The organism is Polaromonas sp. P1_G4 (assembly GCF_056405475.1).
In genome coordinates this window covers 1-16,957 of the sequence record NZ_JBFUCA010000027.1, presented here as the reverse complement: position 1 = coordinate 16,957, position 16,957 = coordinate 1, and the positions used below count along the sequence as shown (strand labels likewise).

The 16,957-nt window shown below is 61.1% G+C and carries 16 protein-coding genes and 2 pseudogenes; 9 read left to right on the top strand and 9 right to left on the bottom strand.

Going from position 1 to position 16,957, the window contains the following annotated elements; all coding sequences use genetic code 11:
• The 7 genes and pseudogenes from AC1D1X_RS02770 to AC1D1X_RS02740 form a co-directional block, all read left to right on the top strand.
• Positions 1-225 (top strand): annotated as a pseudogene (locus tag AC1D1X_RS02770) (mechanosensitive ion channel protein); the annotation flags it as partial.
• 326 nt (positions 226-551) lie between these two features.
• On the top strand, positions 552-1,301 hold the full coding sequence (locus AC1D1X_RS02765) for an electron transfer flavoprotein subunit beta/FixA family protein (RefSeq protein ID WP_436155153.1): 750 nt from the start codon (positions 552-554) through the stop codon (positions 1,299-1,301).
• Positions 1,302-1,312: 11 nt separating this feature from the next.
• Entirely contained in the window at positions 1,313-2,245 is a 933-nt protein-coding gene (locus AC1D1X_RS02760) for an electron transfer flavoprotein subunit alpha/FixB family protein (RefSeq protein WP_477671085.1), read from the top strand.
• Between the two features lie 55 nt (positions 2,246-2,300).
• Positions 2,301-2,915: a hypothetical protein gene (locus AC1D1X_RS02755; RefSeq protein ID WP_477671084.1), complete on the top strand. Its 615-nt coding sequence runs from the start codon at positions 2,301-2,303 to the stop codon at positions 2,913-2,915.
• 124 nt (positions 2,916-3,039) lie between these two features.
• Positions 3,040-4,830: an acyl-CoA dehydrogenase gene (locus tag AC1D1X_RS02750; protein ID WP_477671083.1), complete on the top strand. Its 1,791-nt coding sequence runs from the start codon at positions 3,040-3,042 to the stop codon at positions 4,828-4,830.
• Positions 4,831-4,927: 97 nt separating this feature from the next.
• Entirely contained in the window at positions 4,928-5,890 is a 963-nt protein-coding gene (locus AC1D1X_RS02745; RefSeq protein WP_477671082.1) for an NAD(P)H-dependent flavin oxidoreductase, read from the top strand.
• A 44-nt stretch (positions 5,891-5,934) separates the two neighbouring features.
• Positions 5,935-7,050 (top strand): acyltransferase family protein, encoded by a 1,116-nt coding sequence (locus tag AC1D1X_RS02740; RefSeq protein WP_477697792.1) that lies wholly within the window; start codon positions 5,935-5,937, stop codon positions 7,048-7,050.
• A 71-nt stretch (positions 7,051-7,121) separates the two neighbouring features.
• On the opposite strand, the gene AC1D1X_RS02735 is transcribed toward AC1D1X_RS02740, so the two are convergent.
• Together AC1D1X_RS02735 and AC1D1X_RS02730 are read right to left on the bottom strand one after the other, a co-directional pair.
• Positions 7,122-7,469: a DOPA 4,5-dioxygenase family protein gene (locus AC1D1X_RS02735; protein WP_477671080.1), complete on the bottom strand. Its 348-nt coding sequence runs from the start codon at positions 7,467-7,469 to the stop codon at positions 7,122-7,124.
• A 71-nt stretch (positions 7,470-7,540) separates the two neighbouring features.
• Positions 7,541-7,807 carry a hypothetical protein gene (locus tag AC1D1X_RS02730; protein WP_477671079.1) on the bottom strand — a complete coding sequence of 89 codons (267 nt, stop codon included), beginning with the start codon at positions 7,805-7,807 and terminating at the stop codon, positions 7,541-7,543.
• A 147-nt stretch (positions 7,808-7,954) separates the two neighbouring features.
• Between AC1D1X_RS02730 and AC1D1X_RS02725 the strand changes: the two genes are divergently transcribed.
• Both AC1D1X_RS02725 and AC1D1X_RS02720 read left to right on the top strand, forming a co-directional pair.
• Positions 7,955-9,052: a PA0069 family radical SAM protein gene (locus tag AC1D1X_RS02725; RefSeq protein WP_477671078.1), complete on the top strand. Its 1,098-nt coding sequence runs from the start codon at positions 7,955-7,957 to the stop codon at positions 9,050-9,052.
• 89 nt (positions 9,053-9,141) lie between these two features.
• The gene (locus tag AC1D1X_RS02720) at positions 9,142-9,582 is read left to right on the top strand and encodes a GNAT family N-acetyltransferase (protein ID WP_477671077.1); all 441 of its coding nucleotides are present in this window, start codon (positions 9,142-9,144) and stop codon (positions 9,580-9,582) included.
• Between the two features lie 20 nt (positions 9,583-9,602).
• Here AC1D1X_RS02720 and AC1D1X_RS02715 read toward each other — a convergent pair whose 3' ends face one another.
• The 7 genes and pseudogenes from AC1D1X_RS02715 to AC1D1X_RS02685 all read right to left on the bottom strand — a co-directional run.
• Complete coding sequence (locus AC1D1X_RS02715; RefSeq protein ID WP_477646787.1) at positions 9,603-10,271, bottom strand: amino acid ABC transporter permease; 669 nt, start codon at positions 10,269-10,271, stop codon at positions 9,603-9,605.
• A gap of 106 nt (positions 10,272-10,377) precedes the next feature.
• Complete coding sequence (locus AC1D1X_RS02710) at positions 10,378-11,172, bottom strand: transporter substrate-binding domain-containing protein (RefSeq protein WP_477671076.1); 795 nt, start codon at positions 11,170-11,172, stop codon at positions 10,378-10,380.
• A gap of 131 nt (positions 11,173-11,303) precedes the next feature.
• On the bottom strand, positions 11,304-12,998 hold the full coding sequence (locus AC1D1X_RS02705) for a phosphoethanolamine transferase (protein ID WP_477697791.1): 1,695 nt from the start codon (positions 12,996-12,998) through the stop codon (positions 11,304-11,306).
• Positions 12,999-13,058: 60 nt separating this feature from the next.
• Positions 13,059-13,931 carry an S-formylglutathione hydrolase gene (gene fghA, locus AC1D1X_RS02700; protein ID WP_477671074.1) on the bottom strand — a complete coding sequence of 291 codons (873 nt, stop codon included), beginning with the start codon at positions 13,929-13,931 and terminating at the stop codon, positions 13,059-13,061.
• A 108-nt stretch (positions 13,932-14,039) separates the two neighbouring features.
• Positions 14,040-15,146, bottom strand: a complete 1,107-nt coding sequence (locus AC1D1X_RS02695; RefSeq protein ID WP_477671073.1) for an S-(hydroxymethyl)glutathione dehydrogenase/class III alcohol dehydrogenase — start codon at positions 15,144-15,146, stop codon at positions 14,040-14,042.
• 316 nt (positions 15,147-15,462) lie between these two features.
• Positions 15,463-16,680 (bottom strand): glycerophosphodiester phosphodiesterase, encoded by a 1,218-nt coding sequence (locus AC1D1X_RS02690; RefSeq protein ID WP_477671072.1) that lies wholly within the window; start codon positions 16,678-16,680, stop codon positions 15,463-15,465.
• A 120-nt stretch (positions 16,681-16,800) separates the two neighbouring features.
• A pseudogene (locus tag AC1D1X_RS02685) lies at positions 16,801-16,957 on the bottom strand (molecular chaperone DnaJ); the annotation flags it as partial.

Here is a 16,957-nt window from a genome sequence, read left to right as displayed (position 1 = left end):
GGCGTCGACGGGCTCGAGTTCACGCTCAACTACTGGATGGTTGATCCCGAAAACGGCCAGCAGAACCTGCGCTCGCGTGTCAACCTCGCCGTCCTGGAGTCGCTGCGTTCGCACGGCATCGAAATTCMGTACCCGCAGCGTGTGGTGCATACCCGCGTGAGCATTTCGGAGAATGCAAAAAGCGCGGAGGGCGAGAAGGGCGCTACCGGTGCCAAGCCTTCCTGAGCAGCCCACAAACGGCCTGCAGCGCGTCTTTTCCCTGTTCCGTCACCTGTCGCCGCATCGGCAGTTGACGCCTGAAAGACACCTGCAGGCCAAGGGTTGGGCAGGATGCTCTAATTCCGTGTGTCCGGCCCTCTATAATGAAAAATAGAACGATCGTTCTTTTTCTGCCTGGTTCCCCTTGATACCCTCTGGCAACCAGTTCCGCAGCCCGCATCAGGGGCGCCGCAGCATAGAATGCAGAGCTTACGTTTACGTTAACGTCAATTCAGTCCCGATTTCATTTCGATTTCAATCAGTACTCAATCCATCAACTCTGGAGTCCTCTCATGAAGGTCTTGGTTCCCGTCAAACGCGTTGTGGACTACAACGTCAAAGTCCGCGTCAAATCCGATGGCACTGGTGTCGACATCGCCAACGTCAAGATGAGCATGAACCCGTTTGACGAGATCGCCGTTGAAGAAGCGACCCGCCTGAAGGAAAAGGGCGTCGTGACCGAGGTCATCGCCGTGAGCTGCGGCGTGTTGCAGTGCCAGGAAACCCTGCGCACCGCCATGGCCATCGGCGCCGATCGCGCCATTCTGGTCGAAACTGCCGAAGAACTGCAGCCGCTGGCCGTCGCCAAGCTGCTCAAGGCCCTGGTCGAAAAAGAACAACCCCAACTCGTCATCCTCGGCAAACAGGCCATTGACGACGACTGCAACCAGACCGGCCAGATGCTGGCCGCGCTGCTGGGCTGGCCACAAGCCACCTTTGCCTCCAAGGTTGAAGTTGAAGGCGGCACTGCCAAGGTCACGCGCGAAGTCGACGGCGGCCTGGAAACCCTCTCGCTCACGCTGCCGGCCATCATCACGACCGACCTGCGCCTCAATGAGCCGCGCTACGTCACCTTGCCCAACATCATGAAGGCCAAGAAAAAGCAGCTCGACAACATCAAGCCCGAAGAGCTCGGCGTGGACGTCAAGCCGCGCATCAAGACCCTGAAGGTCAGCGAGCCGCCCAAGCGCAGCGCAGGCATCAAGGTGGCCGACGTGGCCGCCCTGGTGGACAAGCTCAAGAACGAAGCCAAAGTAATTTAAGGACTGATGACATGACCGCACTCGTTATTGCAGAACACGACAACGCCAGCATCAAGCCCGCGACCCTCAACACCGTAACGGCTGCCGCCCAGTGCGGCGGCGATGTGCACGTGCTGGTGGCCGGCAAGGGCGCCGAAGCCGCCGCCAAGGCAGCCGCCGCCATTGCCGGCGTGGCCAAAGTCATCCACGTCGAAGGCGAGCATTTCGCCCATGGCCTGGCCGAGAACATGGCCGCGCAGGTACTGGCCATCGCCAGCGCCTATTCGCACATCCTGTTTCCCGCCACTGCCTCGGGCAAGAACATCGCCCCCCGTGTGGCCGCGACGCTGGACGTCGGCCAGATTTCCGACATCACCAAGGTCGATGCCGCCGACACTTTTGAGCGCCCCATCTACGCCGGCAATGCGATTGCCATCGTGCAAAGCCTGGACGCGACCAAAGTCATCACCGTGCGCACCACCGGCTTTGACGCTGCTGCCGCCACTGGTGGCTCCGCTGCGATCGAAACGCCCGCGGGCGTTGCCGACAGCGGCAAGTCGACCTTCCTGGGCTCCGAGATCGCCAAGAGCGACCGCCCCGAGCTGACGGCTGCCAAGATCATCGTCTCCGGTGGCCGCGCGATGGGCTCCAGCGAGAAATTCAACGAAGTGCTTACGCCGCTGGCCGACAAGCTGGGTGCAGCTCTCGGCGCATCGCGCGCAGCGGTTGACGCGGGCTACGCCCCCAATGACTGGCAAGTGGGCCAGACCGGCAAGATTGTCGCGCCCCAGCTCTACATCGCCGCCGGTATTTCCGGTGCGATCCAACACCTGGCCGGCATGAAAGACAGCAAGGTCATCGTGGCGATCAACAAGGACCCGGAAGCGCCGATCTTCAGCGTGGCGGATTACGGCCTGGAAGCTGACTTGTTCACGGCTGTGCCCGAGCTGGTTGCCGCACTGTAATGCGGTTTCAGGCCAGCGCGACATGAAAGCCAGGCAGCAACCCGGCCAATCCGGCATGAGGCGAGGCGCATGCATCGCCTTGATGCTGACGGGCTTGCTCCTCACTGCGTGCGCGGGGCTTGACCGCAAAGTCGAACAGGTCAGCGTCAAGTCGGAAATCAAGGAGCCTGTGACGTCTTTGGCCCTGATTTTTGTGACCCCCGAGTGGGCCAACCAGAACCCGGATCTGGTCAAAGGCTACAGGCTCTCGGGTGTACTCGACAACCGCTTGATGAACCAAAGTGTTGGGCATGCCGCAGAGTTCATGCAGCTCAACGGTGTTCCCGCAAAGTACGCGGGTACGTTCGGTCAGCGTTCCAATATCAGGGGCGTGCTGGGCGAATGGTCCGGCCAGGGTTACAACACGCTGCTGTTTGTTCCGATGGGCTCTACCGTTACCTCCCAGGGCCATGAAGCCCGCAGGGGTTCTACCCGCTACCGCGTGACGCTGTACAGCAAGAAGCTCGTGCCCATGCTGGAGTTTCAGGATGCGTTTTACGCTTCGGCCCCGGACTCGGGTCATGTGGACTTGATGGCGGCGGGCTGGCTCAATGCCTTGATGGACAACGGTTATGTCGTGCGGAAATCCGAAAAACTGGTGGAACCTCCAGTTCGTGATTTCTCGCCCTAGATTCGCGAGAGGCCGTGTGGCAAGCGGCCCCGGCTACGCCTGGCACAGGCCAAACCAGCAGACCACTGTGGCACAGCTTTTAATGGCCTTCGCCGCGCAATAAGTTAATTTTCGGRGACAAAACATGACATACAAAGCCCCCCTCAAGGACATGCTGTTTGACATCAAACATCTGGCCAACATCGAACAGATCGCGCAAATCCCCGGCTTTGAAGAAGCCGGCTTCGACACCGCGCAAGCGGTGCTCGAGGAATGCGCCAAGTTCAACGAGGGCGTGCTGGCTCCGCTCAACCGTGACGGTGACATCAATCCGTCGAGCTTTCAATCCGGCGAAGTCACCACCACGCCAGGCTTCAAGGAGGCCTTCCGCCAATACGTCGAAGGCGGCTGGCAAGGCCTGCAGCACCCGGCTGATTTTGGCGGCCAGGGTTTGCCCAAAACCATAGGTGCGGCCTGCGGTGAAATGCTCAACTCCGCCAACATGAGTTTTGCGCTGTGCCCGCTGCTCAGCGACGGCGCCATTGAAGCCCTGCTCACGGCCGGCTCCGACGACCTCAAGGCGGTCTATCTTGAAAAGCTGGTGAGCGGCCAATGGACTGGCACCATGAACCTGACCGAGCCGCAAGCTGGTTCGGACCTCGCCATGGTGCGCAGCCGAGCCGAGCCGCAGCCCGACGGCACGTACAAGGTGTTCGGTACCAAGATCTTCATCACCTATGGTGAGCACGACATGGCCGAGAACATCGTGCACCTGGTGCTGGCGCGCGTCACCGGCGCACCCGAGGGTGTCAAGGGCATCAGCCTCTTTGTCGTGCCCAAGTTCATGGTCGGCAAAGACGGCGCCCTGGGCGCGCGCAACGACGTGCATTGCGTGAGCATCGAGCACAAGATGGGCATCAAAGCATCGCCCACTGCCGTGCTGCAGTACGGCGACCATGGCGGCGCCGTGGGCTACATCGTCGGTGAAGAAAACCGCGGCCTTGAGTACATGTTCATCATGATGAACTCGGCGCGCTACGCGGTCGGCATGCAAGGCATCGCGATTGCCGAACGCGCCTACCAGAAAGCTGTGGAATTTTCCAAAGACCGCGTGCAAAGCCGACCGGTTGACGGTTCCATCAAGGCCAGCGCGCCCATCATCCATCACCCGGACGTCAAGCGCATGCTGATGACCATGCGCGCCTACATCGAAGGCTGTCGCGCCATGGCTTCTGTCGCTGCTGCGGCGTACGACGCAACGCATCACCACCCCGATGCGGACGTGCGCAAACAGAACCAGGCGTTTTACGAATTCATGGTGCCGCTGGTCAAGGGCTACAGCACCGAGATGAGCCTGGAAGTGACTTCGCTGGGTGTGCAGGTGCACGGCGGCATGGGCTTTATTGAAGAAACCGGCGCGGCCCAGTACTACCGCGACGCCAAGATTCTGACGATCTATGAAGGCACGACCGCGATCCAGGCCAACGACCTGATTGGCCGCAAGACTTCGCGCGATGGCGGCCAGACGGCCAAGGCGATTGCAGCGCAGATCGAAAAAACCGAAAGCGAATTGCTCAGGCAGGGCAGCGCCGACGCGCTGGCCGTGGCCAAGCGCCTGAAGGCCGCGCGCCTGGCATTCATCGATGTGGTGGATTTCGTGGCCGGCAACACCAAAGCCAGTCCCAACGCCGTGTTTGCCGGCAGCGTGCCTTACCTCATGCTCGCGGGCAACGTGGTGGCCGGCTGGCAGATGGCGCGTTCGCTGCTGGTGGCGCAAGAGCAAATCGCGCAGGGCGTTGATGTTGCCTTCATGCAGGCCAAGATCACCACCGCGCGTTTTTATGCTGACCACCTGCTGACCAAGGTGCCCGGCGTGCGCGACAGCATTGTCGACGGTGCAGACAGCGTCACGGCGCTGGCGCTGGATGCGTTCTGATCCTGTACACGCTGCTATTTATTTGATAGCTGCTTGCGCCCGTCAGTAAAGGGTTGTAGCATGTTTTTCTTGAATTCAGAATAATAACGGAGCCACCATGTCCAGACTGCCCGGCGCATTGAACAAGCTGCCTTTGCCCATCATCGGTTCGCCGCTCTTCATCATCAGCAATCCCAAGCTGGTCATCGCGCAGTGCAAAGCCGGCGTGGTGGGCGCCATGCCCGCGCTCAACGCACGGCCTGCATCGCAGCTCGATGAGTGGCTGGCCGAGATCACCGAGGCACTGGCAGCCCACAACAAGGCCAACCCCGACAAGCCGGCGGCGCCTTTTGCCATCAACCAGATCGTGCACAAGTCCAACGACCGCCTGGAGCACGACATGGAAATGTGCGTGAAGTACAAGGTGCCCATCTACATCACCAGCCTGGGTGCGCGCGAAGACATCAACGCTGCCGCCCACAGCTACGGCGGCGTGGTGCTGCACGACATCATCAACAACAAATTCGCACGCAAGGCGATTGAAAAGGGCGCCGACGGCCTGGTGGCCGTGGCCGCCGGTGCGGGCGGCCACGCAGGCGTGAAGAGCCCGTTCGCGCTGATCCAGGAAATCCGCCAGTGGTTTGACGGCCCCCTGGCGCTGTCGGGCGCCATCTCTACCGGCGGCGCGGTGCTGGCCGCGCAGGCCATGGGCGCCGACTTCGCCTACATCGGTTCGGCCTTCATCGCCACGGACGAAGCGCGCGCAGCCGACGCCTACAAGCAGGCCATCGTTGACGGAAATTCCGACGACATCGTTTACAGCAGCCTCTTCACCGGTGTGCACGGCAACTACCTCGCGCCGTCGATTCGCGCAGCCGGCATGGACCCTGAGAACCTTCCCGAAGGCGACGTCAAGACCATGAACTTTGGCGGCGGCGAAGGCAGCAAGTCCAAGGCCTGGAAAGACATCTGGGGCTGCGGGCAGGGCATTGGGTCTGTCAGCAAGGTCCAAAGCGCCGCGGCCTTTGTGGACCAGCTCAGGCGCGAGTACGAGCTGGCACGCCAGCGGGTCTGCGCTTAAGCGTCATCGGTACCCAGAGCAGCGCTGCGCCTGAAACACCCGCCTTGACCACCGCAACCCGACGCTTTCCCGGCATGGATGCCCTCAAAGGGCTGGCCTGCGTCATGATCGTTTTGCATCACCTGGCCTTTTATGGCCCGATGTCGGATGTGGTGCACCCGTTTGCACCGGCCCCGATGGACTGGCTTTACGACTACGGCCGCATGGCCGTGCAGGTGTTCCTCGTCGTGAGTGGTTTTCTGGCGGCGGCCTCGCTTGCGCCGMAAGGTGTGGCCGTGTTCGGTGCACCTGGCTCCCTGATTTTTCGCCGCTACTGGCGGCTCGTCAAACCCTATCTTGTGGCGCTGGCCGTGAGCATGCTGGTGGCTGCGCTGGTCAGGCCCTGGTTCGCGCACCATTCCGTGCCGGATGCTCCCACGGTGCACCAGCTGCTGGCCCATGTCCTGCTGCTGCAGGACCTGCTCGGGCAGGACGCGCTTTCTGCTGGTGTCTGGTACGTGGCCATCGACTTCCAGCTCTACGCCATGGCGGTTCTCATTTTTGCCTTTGCCCGGCGGTTCCAGTTTCAGCCGCATGACGGCGACGCAACACACACCACTTCGGTTTCGGCCCCGCTCGGCGTCAGCCTCATTCTGATGGTCGCCTTGGCCTCGCTCCTGTTTTTCAACCGCTTGCCGGCCTTTGATGTCACCGCCCTCTATTTTTGCGGCTCCTATGCCCTGGGGATGCTGGCCTTCTGGGCCGCAAACCGTCTCGGCGCGCGGCGCAGCTTCTGGCTCGTGACCCTGGCGGTCATGGGTGGGCTGGCCCTGGCGCTTGATTTCCGGGGGCGCCTGGTGGTGGCGCTCGTTACCGCCTTCGGTCTGGCCTGGCTGGCGGTGCTGCAGCCGCAGGCCTGGCCGGTGCAATGGTTGCAGCAGCGCCGTCTGGTGCAGCTGGGCCAGATGTCCTATTCCGTGTTCCTCATCCACTTCCCTGTGTGCCTGCTGGTCAATGCCATCGTGAGCCATTTCTGGCCCACGCAGCTTGCGGCAAACGTGTTGGGCCTGTTGACGGCCTTCCTGCTGTCGCTGCTGGCGGGCTGGGTGCTGTACCAGTCGGTGGAATCGCGACCGATTCCTTTGCGGCCGCGCTGGTTGAGTCGCTTTTATTTGCGTTAAAAAGCAGCTCCTCGCCTTTCTGGACGAGCGCAAMTTGCTATTGAATTAATAGCATTCAACTGGAGCCGGGCTCACCGCCTGAACATCTCCAGCTTCAACACGGCAGGCTCACCCAGCCATGAGGCATGCGTGGTGTGGTCGGCAAGGTCATCGCCGGTGAGCCCGTGCACAAACACATCCAGTCCGTCGCGGTGTTCTTCGAGCCAGGGAATGACGCTGCCGAACGCCGCGCGGTCAAATGCCAGCTGGCAACTCCAGCGCGGGTGCGGCCCCACCTCGCGTTCATGCACACGCCCCACGGCAATCCCGAAAAGCGCGCCAGCTTTTTCGCACAGGGCACGTGCCTGCTCAACGGTGCCGGGCCCGAAATACACGTGGGCGTGATAGCGGGCATAAAGGTTTTCAGGTCGCTGGATCATGGTGAAACGGAAGGGAGGAGAGGGAAGGGAAAATGGAAAAGGGGCGTATCCATCACGCATTGGATGAGGCCTCAGGCATCCTCCAGAAACGTCAGGGTCGGTAGCGGTACATCGGGGTTTTCTTCGCGGACTTTTGCATGCGTCTGCTTCATGCGCTGCTGGCAATGTGCCAGGTCTTTCACCTGAAACAGAAAAAACACCTCTGCTGCGTCTTCCGCGTTTTGCCAGAGATACTTCAGATACATGCCTTGCTTCGCATGTTCATCCGCATCTTTTTCCAGCTGCTGTTTGACGGCGGCCAGCGGCGCGCCGGTGAGTTTTGCCAGTACGTGTGCCATGGGATGTCTCCTGCTTTAAACCCATTATTGCGAGCACTGCTGCAGACATTTGCCAAAGGGTTTTTGTTTGAATATACTGTATTTATATACAGTATTTTTCTGCGGCCCTGCCGGGCACCGCTACCTTCCACCGAATCTTGTTGCCCTATGTCCGACGCCGTCATTCCCCTCCATGCCATCAAGGGCCGGGGCACTGCTACACGCATGCCGCACCGGTTTGAGAAAGACGTGCGCAACGCATGGGACGACGGCTGGGGTACGCTGGAAGAAGGTGTCTCCAGCGAGGCGCCCCGGATCGAAACCACGGTCACGATGGAAGACGCCCGCAGCGCGATTGTCGGCAACGATTCGCCCGATATCTTTTTTGACTACAGCATCAATCCCTACCGGGGCTGCGAGCATGGCTGTGTGTACTGTTATGCGCGGCCCACACACAGCTACCTCAATCTTTCGCCAGGGCTTGATTTTGAAACGAAGATCATCGCCAAGCGCAACATTGCCGAGGTGTTGCGCGCCGACCTGCGCAAACGCAGCTATGTTCCCAAGCTGCTCAATATCGGCTCGGCCACCGACTGCTACCAGCCCGCCGAGCGCGAGCTGCGACTGACGCGCAGCATCATTGAGGTGATGCAGGAAGTGCGGCACCCGTTCTCTTTGATCACCAAATCCAGCGGCGTGGAGCGCGACCTCGACTTGCTGGCGCCGCTGGCCGCTGACAAGCTGGCCGCCGCCTACGTGACCATCACCACGCTCGACGGCGAACTCGCGCGCAAGCTCGAGCCGCGCGCGGCCGCACCGCACCGGCGCCTGCGCACCATCCGCACGCTGGCAGAGCACGGCGTGCCGGTCGGCGTGAGCGTGGCGCCGCAAATCCCGTTTGTGAACGAGGACATGGAGCATGTGCTGGAGGCGGCCTGGGAGGCCGGTGCACGCAGCGCGTTCTACACCGTGATCCGCTTGCCCTGGGAAGTGGCGCCCATTTTCAAGGAATGGCTGGAGCTGCACTACCCGCAGCGCGCCGCGCGCATCATGGCGCGCATCCACGAAATGCGCGGCGGCAAGGACTACGACAGCGACTTCGCCACGCGCATGAAAGGTCACGGCCTGTGGGCCGAGCTCATCAAGCAGCGCTTTGAGAAAGCCTGCAACCGGATCGGCTTTAACCGGCAGCGCATTGAGCTGGACATGAGCCAGTTCCGGCCGCCGGACGCGGCGGGCGCCGAGGGGCAGGGCAGGCTGTTCTGAGGGGTCATGCGTCAGTTCGATGCGAGGGMTATAGTCCAAAAATGGTGTGCGTCACGCCTCATGCTGTTTGAAAATAAAAGGAGTTCATCTTGGCCCTCGAGTGGAAGTTTTCATCGGAAGGCATGGCCGACGCGGACTGGGAAGAGCTGTCGAATCTTTACCGCGTTGCCCCCTTGGGCGACAAGAAGCCTGCGGATCTGCAGATTGTTTTCTCCAACAGCATGTTCAAGTGTTTTGTGTATGACGCCGGCAAGCTGATCGCTGCGGGCCGTGCGGTAGCGGATGGCAGGGACTGCTCCTACATCTGCGACATCGCGGTAGCGCCGGACCGGCAGGGATCAGGTATGGGCAAGGACATGGTTGCGGCGCTGGTGAAGCTTTCCAGTGGCCACAAAAAAATCATCCTGTACGCGGTCGCCGGCAAAGAGCCGTTTTACCGCAAGCTCGGCTTTCGGCGCATGCTGACCGCGATGGCGATTTTTGCGAATACCGAGCAGGCGATTCAGAGTGGTTTGATCAGCGACACCTGATTCTGGTGCCCGGCGCTTCGCTAGCGCAGATAGCTGCGGTTGAGGCGCACTTCGAGCTTCTTCTGCAGCGTTTCAAACGAGGCACTCATCGCCCAGTAAATACCCGCAGCCGCCAGGTACAGCGGAAAGGGCTGGAAGGTAGTGGCAATCACTTCCTTGGTCGCCAGCATCAGCTCGCCCACGGCAATCACCGAGACGAGCGAGGTGTCCTTGATCAGGCTGATCAGGCTGTTCGACAGGCTGGGCACTGCCAGGCGCAGGGCCTGCGGGCCGATCACATAGCGCAGCGTTTGCGCTTGCGTCAGGCCCAGGCTGCGGGCTGCATTCCATTGGCCGTGTTCCACACCGTTGATCGCGCCGCGGATGGTTTCCGACAGGTAGGCGCCCACGTTCAGGCTCAGGCCCAGAATGCCCGCGCTGATCGGGTCGAACTGGATGCCGATGCTGGGCAGGCCGAAATAAATGACGAAGAGCTGCACCAGCAGCGGCGTGCCGCGCATGCAGCTGACATACAGCGTTGCCAGCTGCGAAAGTACCGGCACCTTGGCCAGCCGCGTGACGGCTACCACGGTGCCGATGATGGCGCCGAAGAAAACAGACGCCACCGCCAGCAGCAGCGTCCACGCCGCGCCCTTGAGCATCAGCGGCAAAGCGTCGCGCAGCAACTGGGTCAAGCCTGTCAGGTCCATATAGGTCTCCACAAATAAAAACCCCGGCGCAGAGCCGGGGTTGTTTCAGGCGCCGGCCCAGAAAAGGCGGCGCGCGGCTGATCGGATATTACTTCGCTTGTGCCGTTTATTTGGCAACGGGCGGCTTGCTCACGTCGCGGTCAAACCACTTGGTGGAGATCTTCGCGAAGCTGCCGTCGGCTTGCAGGTCTGCCAGCGCCTTGTCGATGGCGGCCTTGAACTTCGGGTTGTTCTTCACAAAAGGAATGCCGGATTTTTCAAGGTCACCCACGGGCGCACCGGGCTTGAGAGGCAGCTTGGTCTGCTTGACGATGTAGGGGATGAGCAGGCTGTCGTTGAGCGCGGCGTCGATGCGGCCCAGTGCCAGATCCTGCAAATACTCTTGCGCGCCGGGGTAGGTCTTCACGTCGATGCCGCCCACTTTTTTGGCGATGTCGGCGTAGTTGGTGCCCTGGCCCAGGCCGAGCTTTTTGCCCTTGAGGTCGGCCAGCGTCTTGAACTCGCGCTTTTCGTCCTTGCGGATGATCAGCTGCGGGGCGGAGATGGTGTAGGGCTCGGAGAAATCAAAGGTCTCCTTGCGCTTGTCGGTGATGCCCACCTGGTTGATCACCACGTCGTACTTGCCGGCCTGAAGGCCTGCCAGGATGGCACTCCATTCGCTGGTGGAAAACTCGGCTTTCACGCCCAGCTTTTGCGCCAGGGCATTGGCCAGTTCCACTTCAAAGCCGGCGAGCTGGCCGCCTTCCTTGTAGTTGAAGGGCGGGTAGGTGCCTTCGAGCGCCACTTTGAGGGTGCCGCGCTGCTTGACGGTGTCGAGCAGGTCGGCTGCGCTGGCGCTCAGTGCGAGCGTCAAAAGGAGTGTGGAGACGATGGTGGAGGCGGCGGCTTTGCGAATATTCATATTCAACCTTTGCATAAGAGAATTGTTATTGAGATGAATATCGAATATTAAATCTGCCACCACTTTGGTGCATGCGCGGCAGCAAAAGCCCTACGGCGAATCCGGATGCTTCGCGGACGCTGCGCGTGAACTCAGGGCTTGGCGCAGTGGGCGTAGATGTCGAGCGCGGGCTTGTAGATGCTGGTCTGCACATTCATCAGGCCGAGCACCGAGTGAAAGTAGTTGTCGTGGCTCACCGGTGCATCCAGCTGTTGCCTGAGGCACGCGGTGGTCAGCTTGTTGCGCTGCTCAAATTCGGGTGAGAGCCAGGTGATCCAGGGCACGCGCTTTTGCACCTCGGGCGCAATGCCCCAGGGCATGCCGTGCAGGTAGAGGTTGTTCTCGCCCAAGGACTCGCCGTGGTCGGCCAGGTAGAGCAGGGCGGGCGCGCTGCGCGCCTCTTGCGCCTTGAGCCACTGGATGGAAGACGCCAGCAATTTGTCGGTGTAGACGATGCTGTTGTCATAGGCATTGAGCAGGCCTTCGCGGCTGCAGCTTTGCAGCGCATTGTCGGTGCACTCGGGCAGGAATTTTTTGACGGCTTGCGGCGAACGCTTGTAATATGCCGGGCCGTGGCCGCCCATCTGKTGCATTACCACCACCACGCCTTTGGCGCGGCGCTCGGCGGGCAGTGCGGCAATGCGTTCATCAATGCCGTGCAACATCACTTCATCAAAACATTCGCCGCTGTCGCACAGGCCTGGTACTTTGAGCTGTATGGTGTTCACGTTGGGCACGCGGTCACACACGCCTTTGCAGCCCGACTGGTTGTCGATCCACAGCACGGCCAGGCCCGCGCGTTGCAGCACGTCCAGCATGCCTTCGTAGTTGGCGGGCCGCGAGTCATAGCCTTCGCGACCGAAGTTGGAGAACATGCAGGGCACAGAAGCCGCAGTGCTGGTGCCGCACGACCACGCGTTGCGCAGGCTCACGACGTTTTCTTTGGCCAGCAGCGGGTTGGTGGGCCGGCCGTAGCCGTTCAGCGAAAAGTTGGCGCTGCGCGCCGTCTCGCCCAGGACCAGCAGCAACAGCGGCGGTTTGGTTTGCGCTGCATAGCTTGCCCCGAGTTTGGCGTCTTCACCCAGGGGCAACACGATGGATTCATCACGCTGGAACGGTTTTGCCGCGATGGAACCCAGCGCGTAGAAGGAGTTGAGTGGGTTGATCAGGTAGCGCACATGCGTGTAGTTGCGCATGACGGAGGCAATGCTCTGGAAAAACAAAAACACCACTAACACCAGCAGCACGCACGCTCCGGTCAGCGTGGCTGCGTTGGTGAGCATCTGTCGCACTGCGCCTGCACGTCTGACCTTCTGCCGCCACAAAAAGATCATCGGCAGGACCGCCAGCACCATCACCGTGGCCAGCAGTCGCCAGTTCAGCAGGTCGCGTGTTTCGCGCACATCAGTCTGCAGCGTGTTGATCATCATGGTCTTGTCGATGACCACGCCATAAGTCACCATGAAATAGGCGCCGAAAGCGGCCGACAGCAGAAAGACCGTGATGGCGGGCTTGAGTGTCCAGCGCCAGGCCAGCACGCTGAGCAGCGCGGTGGTCGCCAGCGCAATCACCAGCGCCAAGGCGATGCTTATGACCACCGCCTGGCCCCCGGTAAGGCCGGGCAGGCGGGCCAGCTCGCGCCACAAGGCCACATTGCATACCGTGGCAATCCAGAGGCTTGCAATGACCACCAGCCACAACGGCCGCATGCCGGCGTCTTGCCGCACAGTGGTCAGGGGGGCGGGCCGCGATGTGGAGGATGCGGAAGGGGAAGGGCGCAGCGGCATAGCGCTGGATTGTATTGGGGCGGCCTTAATGCAGGCTTAAGGCCTGCTCACGGTCTTCAATCAAGCGGCCACAGCCAGACCCAGCTGCTGCGCATGGTGCCGCAGGTGTTCGGCCATGAAGGTTGCGATGAAGTAGTAGCCGTGGTCATAGCCCGCGTGGCGGTGCAACGCCAGCGGCTGGCCCGCCTTGGCGCAGGCGGCTTCAAAGAGCTCGGGGTACAACTGCTCGGCGAGGAATTTGTCGTCCAGCCCCTGGTCTATGCGTATGCCGCCCGGGTAGGGCGCTGCGGGCATCAGGTTCATCAAGGCGGTGGCGTCATGTTCAACCCAGTTTGATTCATCGCTGCCGAGATAGCCGGTAAACGCCTTGCGGCCCCATGGGCACTGGCTGGGCGCGCAGATAGGTGCAAACGCCGAGACCGATGTGAAAAGATCCGGATGCCTGAGCGCGAGCGTTAACGCGCCGTGACCGCCCATCGAATGACCGAAGATGCCGATGCGGCCTGTGTCCAGCGGTAACGTGTTCGTCAGCAAAGGCAGCAGCTCCCCCGTGATGTAGCTTTCCATGCGGTAGTGCTGTGACCACGGCGCCTGTGTCGCGTCAAGGTAAAAGCCCGCGCCGCGGCCGAAATCCCAGCTGTCGGTCTCACCCGGAGTCTTTGCGCCGCGCGGGCTGGTGTCAGGCGCTATCAGCGCCAGGCCCAGCTCGGTGGCTACGCGCTGCGCACCGGCTTTGATCATGAAAGTTTCTTCGTTACAGGTCAGGCCCGCCAGGTAGATCAGCGCCGGCACCATCTCCCCAGCCATGGCTTGCGGCGGCAGGAACACCGAGAACTTCATCGGCAGGCCAATCTCGCGCGAGTCATGCTGGTAAAAGCGCTGCACACCGCCGAAGCAGCCGTGTTCGCTGAGCAATTCCAGTTGTGTCGTCATGGATGTCTTTCTGTTCAAGGAGGGGCCGCGGGACTGGCTTTGCCAGACCGCAGGCGCAGCGGCCCCCTCGCGGGGCAGGGAGCTACACGAAGTGAGCGACCGTGGGGGCTAATAGACGACAACACCACGAATGGATTCGCCGCTTTTCATTAAATCGAAACCCTTGTTGATGTCTTCCAGCGGCATGGTGTGCGTGATCAGGTCGTCGATATTGATCTTGCCTTCCATGTACCAGTCAACAATCTTGGGCACATCCGTGCGGCCGCGCGCGCCGCCGAAGGCTGAGCCTTCCCACTTGCGGCCGGTGACGAGCTGGAAGGGCCGGGTGCTGATCTCGGCGCCGGCTTCGGCCACGCCGATGATGATGCTGCGGCCCCAGCCCTTGTGCGTGCATTCCAGCGCCTGGCGCATCACCTTGGTGTTGCCTATGCATTCAAAGCTGTAGTCGGCGCCGCCATCGGTCAGTTGCACGATGGCGTCCACCACGTTCTCGGTCTCTTTCGGGTTGATGAAATGCGTCATGCCGAACTTGCGGGCCATCTCCTGCCGCGCGGGGTTGATGTCGACGCCGATGATCTTGTCGGCACCSACCATCTTCGCGCCCTGGATCACRTTGAGGCCRATSCCGCCCAGGCCGAACACCACSACGTTSGCGCCGGCTTCCACCTTGGCGGTAAAGAGCACTGCGCCTATGCCGGTGGTCACGCCGCAGCCGATGTAGCAGACCTTGTCAAAGGGCGCGTCTTCGCGGATCTTGGCCAGCGAAATTTCAGGGGCGACGGTGTAGTTGCTGAAGGTGCTGGTGCCCATGTAGTGAAAGATGGGTTTGCCGTCCAGGCTGAAGCGGCTGGTCGCATCGGGCATCAGACCCTTGCCCTGCGTGCCGCGAATCAGCTGGCACAGGTTGGTTTTGCGAGAGAGACAAAACTTGCATTGCCGGCACTCGGGCGTGTAGAGCGGGATGACATGGTCGCCTTTTTTGAGCGTTGTCACGCCGGGGCCGACGTCAACCACGATGCCCGCGCCTTCATGGCCGAGGATGGCCGGGAAGATGCCTTCCGGGTCGGCGCCCGAGAGCGTGTAGTAGTCGGTGTGGCAAATGCCGGTGGCCTTGATCTCGACGAGCACCTCGCCGAACTTCGGGCCTTGCAGGTCCACGGTTTCAATCGTCAGGGGCTGGCCTGACTTCCAGGCGACGGCAGCTTTGGTTTTCATGGTGTGTAGGGCTTGCGCTTGAAGTGAGTGGGGATGAGGTTCCGTGCGTAGGTCACTATAAGCCAGTCACCATCGGCAAATCTCGACTGAAGCCCTATCTTCACGGGCCCCGATGTTTCATTTTGAGAAAACCTGGGCCTTGCCTCCGGCGCTGTGTAACCGGCCCTATGGCTGGAATATGCTGTCGCGTTGCGGGGCACAGCCTTTACAGCTTGGGTTAAAAGTAAAAAAGCTGCCTGGCCCATTAAATATAGGCGCAAGCAGCTATTAATTTCATAGCATTGAGGTTAAACGGGTGAGACCCGCAACGGCTTGCTCAGCGGCCGGCTTCTTTCAGATACTGTGTCCGGGCGGCGATGGCAGTGTCGGTGAAGTCGGTGAACACGCCGTCAACGCCTGCGCGGTAAAACGCCAGGTATTCGGCCTTGGCATCGCCCTGGTAGTCGCTGGCCAGGCGGCGCGACTCGTTACGGAAGGTGAAGGGATGAACGAACAGGCCTGCTTTGTGCGCATCGGCGACGAAGCTGGTGGCTGGCTGCGAGGTCGAGTCGGCGTCGTTGAGCTTGCCGTCGCGGTTGATGTCGACCTGCTTGCCGTCGGCGCCGAAGGTGCCTTTGGTGCTGATGATGTAGCGCTTCCAGGGGCCGATGCCGTCTGCGTAGGTCTTGATCTCGGCCAGGCCTGCGGGCGTGGTCATGGCATCAAAGAGGCGTTTGTCGCCGGCCTTGGTCCAGTCGTAAGGGCGGTCGCTCGGCACGGCAAAGGTGACACGGCCGGTTTTCGGGTCAATGCCGTCGCCGTCGACGAGCTGGATCAGTTTCGTATTGAGGCCCTTGCTCTTCATGTACTTCAGGCTGCCGGGTTCAAACGACTGCACGTAGATGGGCGCGGTCTTGCTGTTCCATCCGGCAGCATTGATGATGGCGATCAGCTTGTCTTCCATCGGCAGGCCGAGTTCCCGGAAGTAGGTCGGGTTCTTGGTTTCCGGGTAGATCGCAATCGTGCGGCCTGTCTTGATGGATTGGGCCTTGGCCAGGTCCACCACCTCCTGAAGGGTGGGGATTTTGTACTGGCCGTTGAACTGCTGTGGGCGCTCGGCGTCGGTCGAGATCGCGCCCAAGGTGCGAATCTCGGCCAGTGTGAAGTCGTTGCTGAACCAGCCGGTCTGCGTTTCGCCGTCGACCTGGATGGTCTTCTTGCGTGAAGCGAACTCCGGGTGTTTGGCCACGTCGGTGCTGATCGCCAGGTTGGGGTCGTGACGGGTGACGAGCACGCCGTCCTTGGTCACGACCAGGTCCATCTCGATCACGTCGGCGCCGAGTTCGATCGCCCGCACATAGGCTTCCATCGTTTCTTCCGGCACATAACCCGAAGCGCCGCGGTGGGCGATGACCAGTGGCGCCTTGCCGTCAAGGGTGGGCAGCCCTGCTTGAGATGTCGTGCCTGAAGACGAGCAAGCGGTCAGCAGTACGCTGCTGCAAATAAGGGCGAGCAGGCTGCCTTGTCTCACGGCCTGGCGGGTCGATACGGTCATGGGTGTTTCCCGAAGTTAAAGGGCTGATCGTATGTGTCTGATCACGACAGGCGTGTGACAGTGTGTAGCGCCCGGCCATAAAAAATGCCGGAGCAGGTCCGGCATTTTCTGGGGGCACGATCAGGCGCTGAAGAAGCTCTTGAGCTTGTCGGCCCAGCCTTCTTCGCTGGGTGAATGCTTGGCACCGCCTTTTTTCAGCGACTCGTCCAGCTCCTTGAGCAGCTTGCGCTGGTGCTCGGTCAGCTTGACCGGTGTTTCTACTGTGATGTGGCAATAC